This is a genomic window from Planktothrix rubescens CCAP 1459/22, from assembly GCA_904830895.1.
GTDB classification, from domain to species: Bacteria; Cyanobacteriota; Cyanobacteriia; order Cyanobacteriales; family Microcoleaceae; genus Planktothrix; species Planktothrix agardhii.
In genome coordinates this window covers 1,881,862-1,896,800 of the sequence record LR882958.1, presented here as the reverse complement: position 1 = coordinate 1,896,800, position 14,939 = coordinate 1,881,862, and the positions used below count along the sequence as shown (strand labels likewise).

The window sequence follows — 14,939 nt, the reverse complement described above, 5'->3', positions numbered from 1 at the left end:
ATTGCTTATTGATGTAGATAGAGGTTGCACAAAAACCAAATAAATCTTATCTTAAAACAAGATTTTTTTAAAAGTACAGCGGCAATGTTGGATTCTCTCAAGGTAAGACTATACCCAAATAAGGTATTTGTGGCAGTTAAGGTTTGGTTTTGTTCGGGTGTTCCTGTAATATTAACTGTTCCTGTAGGAGCATCATTAACATTAGTAACAACAGAAGTTGGACTACTATTAACGATTTCTTGTGTTCCTAGTCCATCGGTATAACTAACTTTTACCTGTACTTTTTTCCCGACTTGTGCTTGAGATAAGGTGAAAGTATCATTAGTTTCTCCACTAATATCAGTCCAGGTAACTCCATTATCTGCTGACTCTTGCCATTGATAATTTAATGTTCCTAAACCATCAATATCGGCTAAGGTATTGGTTGCAGTTAAGGTTTGGTTTTGTGTTGCTGTACCCGTAATATTAACTATTCCTGTCGGTAAGTCATTAACATTAGTAACACGGGACTTACGCAAGCACGCTATATATAGCGTACTTGCGTAAGTCCTGTAAATTTTATATTGCTGGCGCAGATACTTGAACAATTGGCAGCGTTCGCTGGCTTACTGCACACTATATATAGTGTGCCTGCGTAAGTCCTGAATTTATTATAAAATATCAATATAGCAGTTTTTAATCATGGTAGCTCCCACAAATAGAAAGCAAGATAAATTTCAATCCTATTACACGAATTGTGATCATATTACTTCCTATATGGTAGGACTTCTCGAATGTGATAATAATATGTCTGTGCTTGAACCTTGTGCGGGTGAGGGTGTGTTTATTGACGAGTTATTAAAACAGGAATTAACTCCAGAAATTACTGCCTATGAGTTAAATATTGATGCTGTAAATCAGTTGAATATTAAATATAATGATTTAAAAAATATTGAGATTATACATCAAGATTTTATCCTGGCAAACACTAACAAAAAATTCGATAGAGTGATTGCCAATCCCCCTTATGGAGCATATCAATCACCGGAAAAAAGAAAACAATTAAAAAAAGCATATCCCCATATATATGCTAAGGAAACCTACGGTTTATTTTTAATTCAAACGCTGGAATTATTGAAACAGGACGGACGACTGGTTTTTATTATTCCAGATACCTATTTATCACTCCATCATCATCAAGGTTTGCGAAAAGAAATTATTAGTAATTATAAAATAGAATCAATCACGCTTTTTCCTTCTGATTTTTTCCCGGGTGTCAACTTTGGCTATGCGGGTTTAAGTATAATATCTATTGTTAAGGAAAAACCAAATATTGACTATAATTTTCCTGTTTATAAAGGTCTGCATTCACCGTCAGAGTTGACAGAATTATTAACCAAAACCAAGAAAAATTATGAAGTTTGTAGACTTTCCTACCATCAGCTTATTAACAATCCATCCCAGGCTTTTTTTCTGTCTTCAAAAGACTGGATTTCTCAAATTCTGAGTTCCGATAATCTAACAATAGGTGATATTTGTTTTGTGGTAACGGGTTTTTATTCGGGTAATGATGGTAAGTATTTAAGGCGATCGCCCTCTGTTACTAGGGGGACTAAAAAGTATGCTATTGTAGAGAATAATAAGATATGTAGGGATAATCTTTCTATTAATCCGCCCCTGAATGGCATCAAAAATGATTGTTATTGGGTTCCTATTGTCAAGGGTGGTAATCAAAGATTCTACAAACAATCAGAATGGTTTATGGACTGGGGAGAAAAAGCAGTTCATGATTATAAAGTTACTAATAAGCAAAAAGCTAGATTTCAGAATTCTCAATTTTATTTCCGTCAAGGAATTGCTGTACCGATGATATCCTCCTCCTCAATTACGGGATCATTGCTTGATGGTAGATTATTTGATCAGTCTATTGTGGGAATATTTCCCCGCCAAGATTACCAGGATTTAATTTACTATTTACTGGGTTTTTTTAATAGTAAAGCTTGTAATGATCTGATTAGAACTATCAATATAAGCACCAATAATTCCGCTAATTATATCAAGAAAATACCCTTGATTATACCACAAAAACAGTTATTAGAAACTATATTAAAAGAAGTGGGGCGGCTGGTTATATTATCTAAGTCTAATATTATTAATGATCAAGATTTGCAAAAATTGAATGAATACTTTTATGATGTATATGGTGCTAAAATATCATGAAAAGACAAGACCAAATCATACTTTAAGCGGTTAAAAATGTTCTCCTGATAATATTTAAACTCTTAAGAATCAGACAATGAAAAGTGGTATGCTCTAAAAGGTCAAGATTTGAAACTACCGTCCATGCCTGAGTTAACAAAAGATGGTTATTATGCTGAGTTCGGATCTCGCATTACTCAAGAGAGCGAACGCCTCTTCGTTGATGAATTCCTGTGGACTCTGCTTGGCACAAAAATAGGCTACATCATCCCTCAACGCACTTTCATTGACAGCACGGGCAAAAACAGGCGGATTGATTTTTCTTATGTTGAGGGTAGTAGCAAGCTGGCAATTGAAGTCAACGGCGAGACTTACCATGCAGAAGGTATTGTCCCTAACGAGGTGTTTGACGACAACTTATTTCGCCAAAATGAAATATTACAAGATGGTTAGAAGTTAATTCGATTTTCTTATAGTATGCTCCAGTCTCTTCAGTGGCGACCAGTAGTAATGCAGTCTTTAAGAAACTTCTTTTCTAATTATGCTCCTAATCTTCTTGGAGAAGAGTTAGTTGAGCCTAACCCTCTTCAAATAAATGCACTCAAAGCATTAGAATTCTACAGATCAAAAGGTTGGAACAAAGGCGTTGTGATCTTACCTAAAAGTACAGGTAAAACTATATTATCGGCTTTAGATGCTAGAATATTTCGAGGAAAAGTGCTTTTTATTGTTCATAGATTAGATATCCTAAAACAGAGTATCTCTGCATATAAAAAGGTCTGGAATCAGGCAACAATTGGGATACTCACTGGAGAGTCAAGAGAGAACGAGTTAAATTGTGATATTTTATTTGCATCTAAAGATACTCTTCGTCAAACTACCGAGTTAACCAAGTATAGACATGATGAGTTTGACTATATTGTTATTGATGAAGTTTATCATGGTCAAACACCTTCTTACAGAGAAATTTTTTCCTATTTCAAACCAAGATTTATGCTTGGAATGACTGCTACACCAGATCGAAGTTCAAAAAGCTATTTAACACCCTCACAACTTGAAGAAATTGAACAGTGGCTAATTCCCTTAGAAAGACGAAACATCTCCGAGTTAGAAAGGCATCTAATCGAAGAGAAAGATTGGTTGATAACTTGTTGTTTATTTGCACCTTATGGCCCGAAAGAAAATCCAGTAGAAGCGATCTGGTTACAAGTGAAAAATTTTATTAGACGGTTTTATTATCGGTGTCGAAACTTCTCAATAGCTAAAAAGTTATTCCAGCTTTTCTTTAAGTTTAATTTGTTCAATCCTCCCAACTTAGAAAAATATGATGCTTTTGTACAAATGATTTAGACTTGCTATAGTGATGATGTTAGTATTTTACGAGAATTATTTGGAGCAGATTTCCTAACAAATAACTACCACTTAACAGAAACAGAGTACATTCAACTATAGAAAAAACATGGCTAACCGATCTCACAGAAATACACGACTTATTGGAATGAATGCCCTGCGAAAACGTAACGGGGTTCACACTTCTGAACTTGAAATTGAAATTAAAAAATATCAAGAAACCGTTCATGCTGTTATGAATCTTGATTGTCTTAAACTGCTTAAAAAGATTCCCTCAAACTCGGTTCAACTGATTGTTTGTGATCCTCCTTATAATATAAATCTTGCTGAATGGGATAATTTTGATAATTATATTAAGTGGGCATCTGAATGGTTGATAGAGAGCGAGAGAGTCCTATCTGAGACAGGAAATATTGTTATATTTGGTGGGTTTCAATATCAAACTGAAGCCGGAAGTGGTGATTTACTGGAAATTATGATGTATATGCGCCGTCATAGCAAAATGCGATTAGTCAACGTGATTATTTGGTATTATAAAAATGGAATGAGTGCCCATAGATTCTTTGCCAATCGCCATGAGGAAATAGCTTGGTTTGCGAAGACAAAAAAATATGTTTTTGACTTAGATGCAGTTCGTATACCTTTTGATCAAGAGACTAAAACCCTTTACTTGAAAGATAAAAGATTAAAGCCTGAGAGTGTTGAGAAAGGAAAAAATCCGACGAATGTTTGGGAGATTGGAAGATTGAATGGTAATTCCCTGCAAAGAGTAGGACATCCCACCCAAAAACCAACGGAAGTAATTAGAAGAATTGTCCGGGCGATGTCTTACCCTGGTTCCGTTGTGCTTGATTTTTTTGCGGGTTCAGGAGTGACAACCAGAGTGTGTATAGAAGAAGGAAGACATAGTATAGCAAATGATATTTCTACTGATTTGAATGGCTATTTAGATCAGCATATTGCCAAAATAAAACCCGATATTTTTTCTGATTTTGTCCCCTTTAATTTATTAACTGAAATTGAATTTGAGTCCCATCCAGTGTTTGGCAAAATAACGGGAAATAGGTAGCTTCATGGAAAGTCATTTTTCAGGAGCGAATTTAACGATCTTGTTGATGTCCTAATTTCTTTGCACACTGCGATAGATATTGCTGTAATGATGTATGATGGGGTTTTAAGTTGAGTATGACTAAAATAGAAATTTATGGGGCATAAGGGATGAAACGCTATATTTGTATTGCCATTGGCATTAATCAATATCAATATCTGCAACCCTTGAATTATGCCCAAAAGGATGCAGAGGCTATTTATGAATATTTGGTTGATGTTGCCGGGTTTCCTCGCGATCAGAGTTTATTGATCACCGATAAGTCCCCCCAAATGTCGAGGATGTCCACCTATCCCAACAGGGAAAATATTGTAGATTGGGTGGAGTCTTTCTGTAAAGAGCAACTCGGCCCGGAGGATGTCCTCTGGTTTTTCTTTAGTGGTCATGGGTTTGCCAAGGATGGGCGGGATTATCTATTGCCGATTGATGGGAACCCGACTCAGTTAGAAACAACGGGAATTCCGATTCAAGAGTTATTTGACTATTTTAAAGCCGCGGCAACCGATAAAATTTTGGTGTTGCTGGATATTAACCGCGCTCAGGGGGCACACGCGGGGGAAAGTGTGGGAACTCAAACGGCTGAAATCGCCCGAAAATTAAAAATTCCGACGATTTTATCCTGTCAGCCCGAACAGTTGTCCCGGGAAACTTCGGCTTTGCGCCAAGGATTCTTTACTTCGGTATTATTGGAAGGGTTGAAAGCCGGACAGTTTTCAACCTTAGACCGATTAATTCATGGACTGGAGAAACGTTTACCGGAAGTGACGGAACAACATTTAAGACCCCGACAAAACCCCGTATTTGCAGTTTATCCAGCCTCTAAACTCCAGCAGGTACTTTTACCTGAAATTCGTCAGGTGGCTATTAATCTTTCCAACGGTATTAGAGAAATAAATATGGCAACTGTAGAATCTCATCAAAATGGGACTGCTCCGATATCGGAAGATCCCCTGAAATTATCCCTATCCTCTGATCAAGGAAATGGAGATCGGGGTTCTGCGACAGGTGAACCCGTCGAACCTGGGAATTTACCCCCAAATTCTCCAGCTTCTGTAGTTCAGATGAACTCCCAACCGCCTGCAAGTTCAACAGAGGACACTATGACAGAAAGTTCATTTTTACAACGGTTAATTCTTTGGAGTGGCGCAACGGCGCTGGTACTGTTACTGGGTGTGTTTCTGACCAATAAACCAATATTTTTAGGTCAAAAAACCGCTAAGTCTTCTGTTGAGACTTCAACGGTGGTTAAAACTCCCAAACCACTGCCCGCGACCACAAAACCGGAAACCACACCCCCGACTCCAACTCCTGCAAGTCCGGTTCAATTGTTAGATGAATCGAAACTCCTATTAAAAGATGCTTCCGCTTCTGATTTTAGTAAAGCGATCGCCATCATTCGACAAATTCCGGCGAGCGATCCCCAGTACAAGGAAGCCCAAGGGGATATTGAACAATGGAGTAAAACGATCTTGGTGATTGCCCAAGGACGCGCCCTGAGTCAAAATTTACCAGCAGCCGTTGATGCGCTCAAGTTGCTCCCTGACGCTAATCCTGAGATTTATCAACAGGGACAAAAACAACTTGAGGAGTGGGAGGCTCAGTTAAGCATCCTGAAAAATAATCAAGGAATTTTGAGCCAGGCTAAGGCTTTAATTAAGCCCGGTCAAGCTTCATCCTATAGTGATGCCATCGGTCTTGTCCAAAAAATTCCGGCGGATCAGCCTGGATATTTGGAGGCGGAAAAATTAATCAATCAATGGGGAAATCAAATCTGGGAAATTGCTCAATCCCGTGCTAAGAAAAAGCAATATGTTAATGCTATTGAAGCGGCTAAGTTAGTTCCCGAAAATACATCGGCCTATGATGCGGCTCAGAAAGCGATCGCTGACTGGAAAACGAATAAGTAATCAGTTATCAGTCATCAGTTATCAGTCATCAGTCATCAGTTATCAGTTAAATTGAAAAAAATTCATTTTCATAAAGGAGGATGTTCCCCCATTATATAGAGAATACATCGTAGATTAACTAAACCTTCTCGATTTAAGCGTAAAACTTCAACAGTAGCCCTTCCTATGGGAGTTAAACCAATAATTAGAGTATAATCTTGATTCCAACTCAAATGTTCTTGCCAATTTTGTTGTCGAGGATGATAAAGAGAAACCATTGATTGAGTAATGGGATCTTTCCCTTCAGTTTTGTTGTATTTATAGTTGTTACATCCTTGACAGGATAAGGCTAAATTATCAAGATTACTGTCGCCACCTTTACTTAAAGGTTGAATATGCTCAACAGAAAAACTATGGGTAGCAAATTTTTCTTGAGAATGGCAATACTCACAGCAACTTTTTGCTCTTAATCTAACTTCTTGTTTAAGTTGAGAGGTGAGTTTGTTATCAGTCATTATTAATTGGTTGAAGCCCCATTTGTGTAATTAAATTGGTGAGAGAGAGTTTACGCATTTGAGCTAATTTAGTTAAATATTCTAAGCGTTGAGCTTGATATTTTTCTACTTGCTCAGTTAATTCTAAAAGTTGCTGATACTCTGATTCTGTTAAAATTTCTTGATTGCGTTTCTCCATCAAAGTTTGATATATATGTCGTAATTCTTGAGGTAAATCTTGATTAATTTTGATCAATAATTCAGACTCATTTATTGATAGACTAGGAGCAATTCTTTGAGCTTTAACTTGTAGGATTTGCTCAATAAATTGCTCTAATTCAGCTTGATTTAATTGCTGAACAGCTTGGAGTAAATCTAAGGCTGATATTTGGGCTTCAATTTTGACAGTGGGCATGATCTTACAACACTTTTATTTTAGATTTCTGGATATCTTGATGATAACTGATAACTGATAACTAATTGATTACTGATAACTGATTTTTGTTCCCCCTAAACCGCAGTAGCCATTGGGGTTTTTGGCTAAGTATTGTTGATGATAACTTTCGGCATAATAAAATTCTGGTGCGGGCAGAATTTCTGTGGTTATGGTTTCATAACCTCCTTTTTTCAGGGCGATTTGATAGATGTCCCGTGAGGCTTCTGCTAATTCCCGTTGTTGCTCGGAATAAACATAAATTCCTGAACGGTATTGTGTCCCAGCATCGTTACCCTGGCGCATTCCCTGAGTCGGATTATGGCTTTCCCAAAAGACTTTTAGCAATTGTTCATAACTGATGACTTTTGGATCATAAACCACTAACACGACTTCATTATGTCCCGTTAGCCCGCTACAAACTTCTTCATAGGTGGGGTTGGGAGTAAATCCGGCACTGTAGCCCACGGAGGTGCTAAACACGCCTTCTTGCTGCCAAAATCGACGTTCTGCACCCCAAAAACAACCCATCCCAAACACCACCATTTCTAATCCTGGGGGAAAGGGGGGTTTCAGGGGATTACCATTGACATAGTGTTTGTCGGGTACGGATATGGCTTGTTTCCGTCCGGGTAAGGCGTCGGAAGCTGAAGGCATTTTTAGTTTTTTACCCAGTCCAAAAATGTGCATAATTGAGTTATTTAGGATTGCTATATCTTAATTTTAGCGTTTTTATCGGGATTTTTGCTGAAATATAATAATTATAATTGAGTTTTTAAAATTTGATATAATCAGTTAGAAGAATAAAAAACTCAGATATGATGTGGGATGAAATTGCTGAAGAAATTACACAGGCTACGGGAGAACCGTTTAAAATTTGCGATCGCCATGGCGTCGGTGGAGGATGTATCAATCAAGGATATCAAATTAGCCAAGGTTCCCGTCACTATTTTATTAAACTGAATAAAATTAGTCAAGTGGGAATGTTTGAAGCTGAGGCTTTAGGGGTTCAACAAATTGGGAAAACCCAGACTATTCGAGTTCCTCAAGTCATTTGTTGGGGAGGGTTGGGAAATTCCGCTTATTTAGTCTTAGAATGGCTGAATTTAGATGGAAAAAATGATCCTTCAGCCTGGGAAGAAATGGGAAAAAACTTAGCTTTACTCCATGACTGGACACCAGAACAAAATTATCCTGGGTTTGAAAACTTTGGCTGGGAAATTAATAATACAATTGGTTCTACACCTCAAATCAATACCTGGACAAATAATTGGGTAGAATTTTGGCAAGAACATAGAATTGGCTATCAATTGAAACTAGCTAAACAGCGAGGAGGCTATTTTGAACAGGAAGAAAAATTACTAAAAAAAATCCCAGAGTTATTAGCTAATTATACTCCTAAACCTTCCTTAGTTCATGGAGATTTATGGGGAGGAAATGCGGCGATTTCTTCAGCAGGAGAACCAGTAATTTTTGATCCGGCTATTTATTTTGGAGATCGAGAAGTTGATTTAGCTATGACGGAATTATTTGGCGGGTTTCCTCCCCGTTTTTATCAAGGTTATCAGACGATTTTTCCGATAAATTCTGGTTATGCGCGTCGTAAAATGATTTATAATCTTTACCATATCCTAAATCATTTTAACTTATTTGGAGGGAGCTATGGTAGACAAGCTAATCAGATGATTGAAGAAATTTTGCGCTAAACCTTAACTCAACCAGCACTTACCACCTATCTTTTCTTGTATTTATAGTCTTTTCTGATGAATGACGCTCAACCAAATCACTCACTCAACAGTATTTTGATTGTTGATGATACACCCGATAATTTATATCTTTTGTCAGCGATGTTAACAGAACAGGGGTATAATGTTCGCTGTGTTATTAATGGTTCATCTGCGATTATGGTGGCGATTTCTGACCCACCGGATTTAATTTTATTAGATATTCGGATGCCTCAAATGAGTGGATATGATGTTTGCAAAAAGTTAAAATCTTCCGAACGCACCCGAGATATTCCTGTAATTTTTTTAAGTGCATCAAATGAAGTTTTTGATAAAATTCAAGCCTTTGAAGTGGGCGGTTTAGACTATATTACTAAACCTTTTGAAATTCGAGAAGTTTTAGTTAGAATCAAAAATCAATTAAATTTACAAGAGGCAAAATTACAAATTAAAAAATTCAATACCGAACTGGAACAACGGGCTAAAGAACGCACTGAGGAACTAGAACTAGCTAATTTACGATTATTATACATGGCATCCCATGACGCACTTACGGGTTTACCGAATCGAGTGTTTTTTATGGAACAATTGATGACAGTTTTGGCTTATACCCACACCTGTTCTAGCTCTCAATTTGCGGTATTATTTCTCGATTGTGATGATTTTAAAGTTGTTAATGATTCTTTGGGACATTTAGCTGGAGATCAACTTTTAAAGGCGGTGGCGAGAAGATTAAGCAATTGTATTAATCCTAATTATACCTTGGCTCGATTTGAAGGGGATGAATTCACTGTCCTGTTAGAAAAGATTGAATCCGTTGATGAAGCTACCCAATTAGCGGAAACAATTCAACAGGCTTTAACTAAACCTTTTTTACTCCATGAACATGAAGTTTTTATTAATACCAGTATTGGGATTGTTTTAGGAAATTCTGATTACGAACAGCCAGAATATTTGCTCAGGGATGCAGATACGGCAATGTATCAGGCTAAAACTCTAGGAAAAGCCCGTTATCAGGTGTTCAATCGAGAGATGCACACCCGTGCTTTAACTCGTTTACAGTTAGAAAATGACCTCCGACGTGCGATTGAACGTCAAGAATTTATTGTTTACTATCAACCAATTGTTTGTTTATCAACGGGAATAATTAGTAGTTTTGAAGCCTTAGTTCGTTGGAGACATCCCCAACGGGGCTTAGTTCCACCAGATCATTTTATTCCTATTGCTGAAGCCACCGGTTTAATTGTTCCCTTGGGATTTTGGGTGTTAGAAAACTCCTGTCGTCAACTGAAACAATGGCAAGAAAAATCAGCCCAACGAGGGGAAGTTTTTGATGTTACGATGAGTGTTAATTTATCTGTTAAACAGTTCTCTCAACCCAATTTAATTGAACAAATTGATCAAGTTCTTGAGAATTTAAAATTAGATAGCAAAAATCTAAAATTAGAAATTACAGAAAGTGCCATTATGGATAATTCTGAATTAGCATCACAGCTATTTGAACAACTCAAAAAGCGCAACATTCAGTTAAGTTTAGATGACTTTGGGACGGGATATTCTTCCTTAAGTTATTTACACCGATTTCCTTTAGATATTATTAAAATTGACCGCTCTTTTATTAGTAACTTAGATTTGATTGGAAAAAATTTAGAAGTGGTTCAAGCCATTCTCAATCTCGCCCATCATTTAGGAATGAGTGTTGTAGCTGAGGGCATTGAGACACCAGAACAATTATCCCTTCTGAGGCTTTTAGGTTGCGAATTAGCTCAGGGTTATCTATTCGCTCAACCTTTGGATGTAGAAGCCGCAGAAACTCTACTTTTCTCCCATCCTCAATGGTAATAATCAATTCCTATGCTCTATTTTTCTAAAAATCCTAAATTTTTTCCTAGGGTAAAGATTGCCAAGCATGGGTGACTAATTCACTTAACCAGACTCGCTGTTCTCGATTGAGTAGACTATCATCGGCTAAAACCTCAGCCTTAAGATCTTCTAAAGATTGTTGACGAGAACGCGCAATTTTTACGACTCCTGCCAACGCCGTTACGACTAAATCATCAGTAACAGGTTGTTGTCGCAGAGCCATCATTTCTTGGGGGCTTGTGGGAATGGGATGATTCATATATCAGTTATCAGTTAACTGTTGATTTTAGGGTGAATTGTAGCACAAAAAATTGAAACTCAAATGGATATTCAGATAGCACAGGGAACGGAACAGGGAAATCCCCCGTGATTAAAATTAGCTTAGGGGCTTGGTGATCCTCAAATGGTTTCTAATCCGTTAAAATCAGAGTATGCTTAAAAATATAATCTGGTTTTCATCCCTATTGCTTTTTGTCTCTTGCCTCTTACCTAATCTCCCTACTATATATGCCAGTCAGGACTATATTAAGAGTTATTTTATTAAGAATTATTCGGCTTTTAATGTCTATTACTATTGAAGCCTGGATTTTCAAAAAAAGTTTCAATATCTCCCCAAAATTGAGTGTACAATATACCATGGCTCTCAATTTATTAGCAAGTGCCTGTGAATGGATGATTGTTGTAAATGCAGAAGCAATATTACCATTGAAAGCTCGAACACAATTAATTAATTATTTATTGGTAGAACAGCTTGATACAACCTCCTTCGTTATTTTTTTATTAACGGTTTTTAATTTTACTTTCTTACTATTAATTAAATGGATAGGCTTTGAAACCCTACGGTTTTTATCAAGCACAGACTTTACTAATTTTAGTAAAGTATTTTCAGGAAATTCAGAAGACCAGATTCAAATGTCAGAAAAATATAAGGATTTTAGAGTAATATTACTAGCACATACTTTCAGTTATTCTCTGTTTTTAGGGTTAGCATTTACATTATTAATTTTAAAATAAAATGAAAAAACTAATTAATTTTTTAAATATAATTAAACCCTCTCATCCCTTAGACTGGAGAACGTTTATATTGATTGGTATTGCTATTTGGATGGCATCTTTTTTTGTAATTAACAATGAATATACTAGAAATGGTTTGGTATTTCTGAGTTTATTAATGCTAACTGTTGCTATTAGTATCCGAACGAATAAACCTCCATTTATAATGGGAAATATTTCTTTAAGTCCTTGGATTACTTCATTCTTACTATGTCTAATCATATATCAAAATACAGAAATAAATCAACCTAATTTTGCCTTAAAATCTTGGCCAATCATCGCAGCTTGTTTAATCTTTATTCTGGAATTTATTAAAGATAAATTTAAAATTCATTCTCCCCCGCCTTTAGTTCGTATGGGGTTTATTATTGTTTTCCTAATTCACATTAATATTTACTGTTGGATAGAATTTTCTTTGCGCGTGGAAAATTGGGTAAGAAAAGTTCCAGATATTCTTCCTACACCAGAGACTTTGCAGCCGGATTCTGCTAAAATCAACCCAGAGTTTCAATCCTATTTATTTCTGGGAATGAAACAGGAATAAGGATATTGCTTATTTTATGTCAAACCTGATCACAATAATAATCTGGAAATCAAGATGAATTTCAGCCGAATTTTTACTATTGCCAGTAACGTTTTCTTAGAAGTCGTTCGTGACCGCATTCTCTATATTATTGGCATTTTTGCTGTGTTTTTGATGGGTTCTATTCGTTTACTTCCTGAAGTTTCCGCCGGGTTAGAAAACAAAATAACCCTAGATTTTGGCATCGCCATGATTAGCTTATTGGGCTTACTGATTACAGTTTTTGTGAGTGCTAATCTGATTAACAAAGAAATTGACAAAAAAACCGTTTATCTCCTGGTTTCTAAACCCGTCAGTCCGGCGGAATTAATTATCGGAAAACATTTTGGTATCTCGGCTTTTATTGCAGTTTTAATCTTGGTGATGACCCTGCTATTTTTTGGCATTCTCAGTTTCAATAAAATTCCCTACCCCTTCACCTCCCTAAGTATTGCTTTTATATTTATGTGGCTACAATTATCTTTAGTGGCGGCGGTCGGTATTTTATTAGGAGTATTTACCAGTTCCCTCCTCGCGAGTTTATTAACCCTAGGTGTTTATGCAATGGGAAGTCTCAGTCGTGACTTACTCGCATTAGGAAAAATTAGCGAAAACCCCACCTTAGAACAAATGATGAAAGTCACCTATATGATCTTACCCGATTTAGCAAGATTGGATTTGAAAAATGAGGCTGTTTATGGTTACTTACCCCCATCTTCAGTGTTAATAACTAATGGGATTTATGCTATCATTTATATGGTTCTTATATTATCCCTGTCCATTGCAGTTTTTTGGCAGAGAGAATTTTAGTTAAATTATAAAAATAGGTTTCATCTACACTATGATCATCACAGAAAAATTACAACAACTCCAAGCCCTATTTCAAGAAATGGAACGGGCATTAATCGCTTATTCTGGAGGAATAGATAGTACCCTAGTCGCTAAAATTGCCTATGATGTATTAGGAGATCAATCTTTAGCCGTAACCGCCGTTTCTCCCTCCCTATTACCCGAAGACTTAGAAGATGCTCGAATTCAAGCCGCCGAAATTGGGATTCAACACCAAGAAATTCAAACCCAAGAAATGGCTAATTCTAATTATACATCAAACCCAGTTAATCGTTGCTATTTTTGCAAAAGTGAACTCCATGATACTCTAAAACCCCTGGCTCAAACCTGGGGTTATCCCTATATTATTGATGGAGTGAATAGCGATGATTTACGCGACTATCGCCCAGGAATTAAAGCAGCAAAAGAACGGGGAGTCCGTTCACCTTTAGCGGAATTAGGGATTAGCAAAACTGAAGTCCGAGAAATTTCTAAATATCTCGGTTTAAAAGCTTGGGATAAACCCGCTCAACCCTGTTTAAGTTCCAGATTTCCCTATGGAGAAGAAATCACAATTTCTAAATTACAACGGGTTGGTAGAGCCGAAGTGTATTTAAAAAAATTAGGCTGGAAAAATCTACGAGTTCGTTCAGAAGGAGATACGGCCCGCATCGAATTATCTCCAGAAGAAATTAAAGACTTTGTATTAATTATTGAACTGCCTAAATTAGTGAAAACCTTCCAAGAATTTGGGTTTATTTATGTTACTTTAGATTTGGAGGGATATCGAAGCGGAAAACTTAATCAAGTCTTACCTTCGGAATTAATTAGCACCTCAATACCCTGAACCCTAAACCCTAATTATGAACCCGATAAAAGAGGTAAAATGATAGAGCATTGTATGATTCCGATTGTCAAATCTCCTAAAGACTATCCAGCTTATCGGATTAGTCCTCAAGACACTAATCGATTAGCCATTGTTTTTGATCCTGATGCGGCTAATGCCTCTTTAACGGTTTGTATAGAAATTTTTGATATTCAGGGAAAAACGCCTCCTAACCGTCATCAACTCGCCGTAGAAATGTTTTTTGTAATTAAAGGAGAAGGAGTGGCAAGTTGTGATGGAAAAACAGTTAAAATTAGAGCGGGAGACAGTATTTTAGTTCCTCCTACCGGAACACATATTATTAAAAATACTGGCTCAACTCGCTTGTATGTTCTTTGTATTATGGTTCCCAATGAAAATTTTGTAGAGTTAATTCGCAGTGGTACACGAATAGAACTGGATGAAGAAGATTTAAACATTTTAAGTCGAGAAAATTGATTATTTTCCGATTGAATCTTTCTAAAATAGGATATTTTTCAAGACCCATAAAATTTAGGTTGCTAATCATAAAAATATAGTAATCTATAGTCAATCAAATTATTCTAAAAATCATTATAGATTAGGAGTTAAAAAC

17 protein-coding genes are annotated in these 14,939 nt (G+C 36.6%); 12 read left to right on the top strand and 5 right to left on the bottom strand.

Features of this window, described 5'->3' with window-relative positions; all coding sequences use genetic code 11:
• Positions 1–5 precede the first annotated feature (5 nt).
• Positions 6–518 (bottom strand): DUF8696 domain-containing protein, encoded by a 513-nt coding sequence (locus tag NMG86_RS08900; RefSeq protein WP_026797476.1) that lies wholly within the window; start codon positions 516–518, stop codon positions 6–8.
• 163 nt (positions 519–681) lie between these two features.
• Here NMG86_RS08900 and NMG86_RS08895 point away from each other — a divergent pair, with 163 nt between their 5' ends.
• The 5 genes from NMG86_RS08895 (at position 682) to NMG86_RS08875 (ending at position 6,543) form a co-directional block, all read left to right on the top strand.
• Positions 682–2,199 (top strand): Eco57I restriction-modification methylase domain-containing protein, encoded by a 1,518-nt coding sequence (locus NMG86_RS08895; protein WP_052338678.1) that lies wholly within the window; start codon positions 682–684, stop codon positions 2,197–2,199.
• Between the two features lie 123 nt (positions 2,200–2,322).
• Positions 2,323–2,631, top strand: coding sequence for a hypothetical protein (locus tag NMG86_RS08890; RefSeq protein WP_026797475.1), 309 nt, complete (start codon positions 2,323–2,325; stop codon positions 2,629–2,631).
• Between the two features lie 57 nt (positions 2,632–2,688).
• On the top strand, positions 2,689–3,528 hold the full coding sequence (locus NMG86_RS08885; protein ID WP_158442146.1) for a DEAD/DEAH box helicase family protein: 840 nt from the start codon (positions 2,689–2,691) through the stop codon (positions 3,526–3,528).
• A gap of 109 nt (positions 3,529–3,637) precedes the next feature.
• Positions 3,638–4,597 (top strand): DNA-methyltransferase, encoded by a 960-nt coding sequence (locus NMG86_RS08880; protein ID WP_052347362.1) that lies wholly within the window; start codon positions 3,638–3,640, stop codon positions 4,595–4,597.
• A 149-nt stretch (positions 4,598–4,746) separates the two neighbouring features.
• Positions 4,747–6,543: a caspase family protein gene (locus NMG86_RS08875; protein ID WP_026797473.1), complete on the top strand. Its 1,797-nt coding sequence runs from the start codon at positions 4,747–4,749 to the stop codon at positions 6,541–6,543.
• A 68-nt stretch (positions 6,544–6,611) separates the two neighbouring features.
• Here the strand turns inward: NMG86_RS08875 and NMG86_RS08870 are convergent, their stop codons facing one another.
• From NMG86_RS08870 to msrA, 3 genes are all read right to left on the bottom strand, one after another.
• Positions 6,612–7,037, bottom strand: a complete 426-nt coding sequence (locus tag NMG86_RS08870) for an HNH endonuclease (RefSeq protein WP_026787273.1) — start codon at positions 7,035–7,037, stop codon at positions 6,612–6,614.
• Positions 7,030–7,431: a hypothetical protein gene (locus tag NMG86_RS08865; RefSeq protein WP_026787274.1), complete on the bottom strand. Its 402-nt coding sequence runs from the start codon at positions 7,429–7,431 to the stop codon at positions 7,030–7,032. The genes NMG86_RS08870 and NMG86_RS08865 overlap by 8 nt, the downstream gene beginning before the upstream one ends.
• A gap of 69 nt (positions 7,432–7,500) precedes the next feature.
• The gene (gene msrA / locus NMG86_RS08860) at positions 7,501–8,139 is read right to left on the bottom strand and encodes a peptide-methionine (S)-S-oxide reductase MsrA (protein WP_026793597.1); all 639 of its coding nucleotides are present in this window, start codon (positions 8,137–8,139) and stop codon (positions 7,501–7,503) included.
• A gap of 131 nt (positions 8,140–8,270) precedes the next feature.
• On the opposite strand from msrA, the gene NMG86_RS08855 reads away from it, so the two are divergent.
• Entirely contained in the window at positions 8,271–9,155 is an 885-nt protein-coding gene (locus NMG86_RS08855) for a fructosamine kinase family protein (RefSeq protein ID WP_026797472.1), read from the top strand.
• A 57-nt stretch (positions 9,156–9,212) separates the two neighbouring features.
• The gene (locus NMG86_RS08850; protein WP_026797471.1) at positions 9,213–11,015 is read left to right on the top strand and encodes a two-component system response regulator; all 1,803 of its coding nucleotides are present in this window, start codon (positions 9,213–9,215) and stop codon (positions 11,013–11,015) included.
• Between the two features lie 46 nt (positions 11,016–11,061).
• Here NMG86_RS08850 and NMG86_RS08845 read toward each other — a convergent pair whose 3' ends face one another.
• Positions 11,062–11,295 (bottom strand): hypothetical protein, encoded by a 234-nt coding sequence (locus NMG86_RS08845; RefSeq protein ID WP_026787278.1) that lies wholly within the window; start codon positions 11,293–11,295, stop codon positions 11,062–11,064.
• Between the two features lie 248 nt (positions 11,296–11,543).
• Between NMG86_RS08845 and fraC the strand changes: the two genes are divergently transcribed.
• From fraC to NMG86_RS08820, 5 genes are read left to right on the top strand one after another with little or no spacing between them, the layout of a single operon-like run.
• Positions 11,544–12,050: a filament integrity protein FraC gene (fraC, locus tag NMG86_RS08840; protein WP_141293971.1), complete on the top strand. Its 507-nt coding sequence runs from the start codon at positions 11,544–11,546 to the stop codon at positions 12,048–12,050.
• Position 12,051: 1 nt separating this feature from the next.
• Positions 12,052–12,633 (top strand): DUF5357 family protein, encoded by a 582-nt coding sequence (locus tag NMG86_RS08835; RefSeq protein ID WP_026797470.1) that lies wholly within the window; start codon positions 12,052–12,054, stop codon positions 12,631–12,633.
• 54 nt (positions 12,634–12,687) lie between these two features.
• A complete protein-coding gene (locus NMG86_RS08830; RefSeq protein WP_026787281.1) occupies positions 12,688–13,461 on the top strand; it encodes an ABC transporter permease in 774 nt (257 codons plus the stop codon).
• Positions 13,462–13,495: 34 nt separating this feature from the next.
• Positions 13,496–14,326, top strand: a complete 831-nt coding sequence (larE, locus tag NMG86_RS08825; RefSeq protein WP_026787282.1) for an ATP-dependent sacrificial sulfur transferase LarE — start codon at positions 13,496–13,498, stop codon at positions 14,324–14,326.
• A gap of 54 nt (positions 14,327–14,380) precedes the next feature.
• A complete protein-coding gene (locus NMG86_RS08820; RefSeq protein WP_043937152.1) occupies positions 14,381–14,803 on the top strand; it encodes a cupin domain-containing protein in 423 nt (140 codons plus the stop codon).
• Positions 14,804–14,939 lie beyond the last annotated feature (136 nt).

Coding starts and splice junctions, on each gene's coding strand:
- NMG86_RS08895 (WP_052338678.1), top strand. CDS start 682: ATGGTAGCTCCCACAAATAGAAAGCAAGATAAATTTCAATCCTATTAC.
- NMG86_RS08890 (WP_026797475.1), top strand. CDS start 2,323: ATGCCTGAGTTAACAAAAGATGGTTATTATGCTGAGTTCGGATCTCGC.
- NMG86_RS08885 (WP_158442146.1), top strand. CDS start 2,689: ATGCAGTCTTTAAGAAACTTCTTTTCTAATTATGCTCCTAATCTTCTT.
- NMG86_RS08880 (WP_052347362.1), top strand. CDS start 3,638: ATGGCTAACCGATCTCACAGAAATACACGACTTATTGGAATGAATGCC.
- NMG86_RS08875 (WP_026797473.1), top strand. CDS start 4,747: ATGAAACGCTATATTTGTATTGCCATTGGCATTAATCAATATCAATAT.
- NMG86_RS08870 (WP_026787273.1), bottom strand. CDS start 7,037: ATGACTGATAACAAACTCACCTCTCAACTTAAACAAGAAGTTAGATTA.
- NMG86_RS08865 (WP_026787274.1), bottom strand. CDS start 7,431: ATGCCCACTGTCAAAATTGAAGCCCAAATATCAGCCTTAGATTTACTC.
- msrA (WP_026793597.1), bottom strand. CDS start 8,139: ATGCACATTTTTGGACTGGGTAAAAAACTAAAAATGCCTTCAGCTTCC.
- NMG86_RS08855 (WP_026797472.1), top strand. CDS start 8,271: ATGTGGGATGAAATTGCTGAAGAAATTACACAGGCTACGGGAGAACCG.
- NMG86_RS08850 (WP_026797471.1), top strand. CDS start 9,213: ATGAATGACGCTCAACCAAATCACTCACTCAACAGTATTTTGATTGTT.
- NMG86_RS08845 (WP_026787278.1), bottom strand. CDS start 11,295: ATGAATCATCCCATTCCCACAAGCCCCCAAGAAATGATGGCTCTGCGA.
- fraC (WP_141293971.1), top strand. CDS start 11,544: ATGCCAGTCAGGACTATATTAAGAGTTATTTTATTAAGAATTATTCGG.
- NMG86_RS08835 (WP_026797470.1), top strand. CDS start 12,052: ATGAAAAAACTAATTAATTTTTTAAATATAATTAAACCCTCTCATCCC.
- NMG86_RS08830 (WP_026787281.1), top strand. CDS start 12,688: ATGAATTTCAGCCGAATTTTTACTATTGCCAGTAACGTTTTCTTAGAA.
- NMG86_RS08820 (WP_043937152.1), top strand. CDS start 14,381: ATGATTCCGATTGTCAAATCTCCTAAAGACTATCCAGCTTATCGGATT.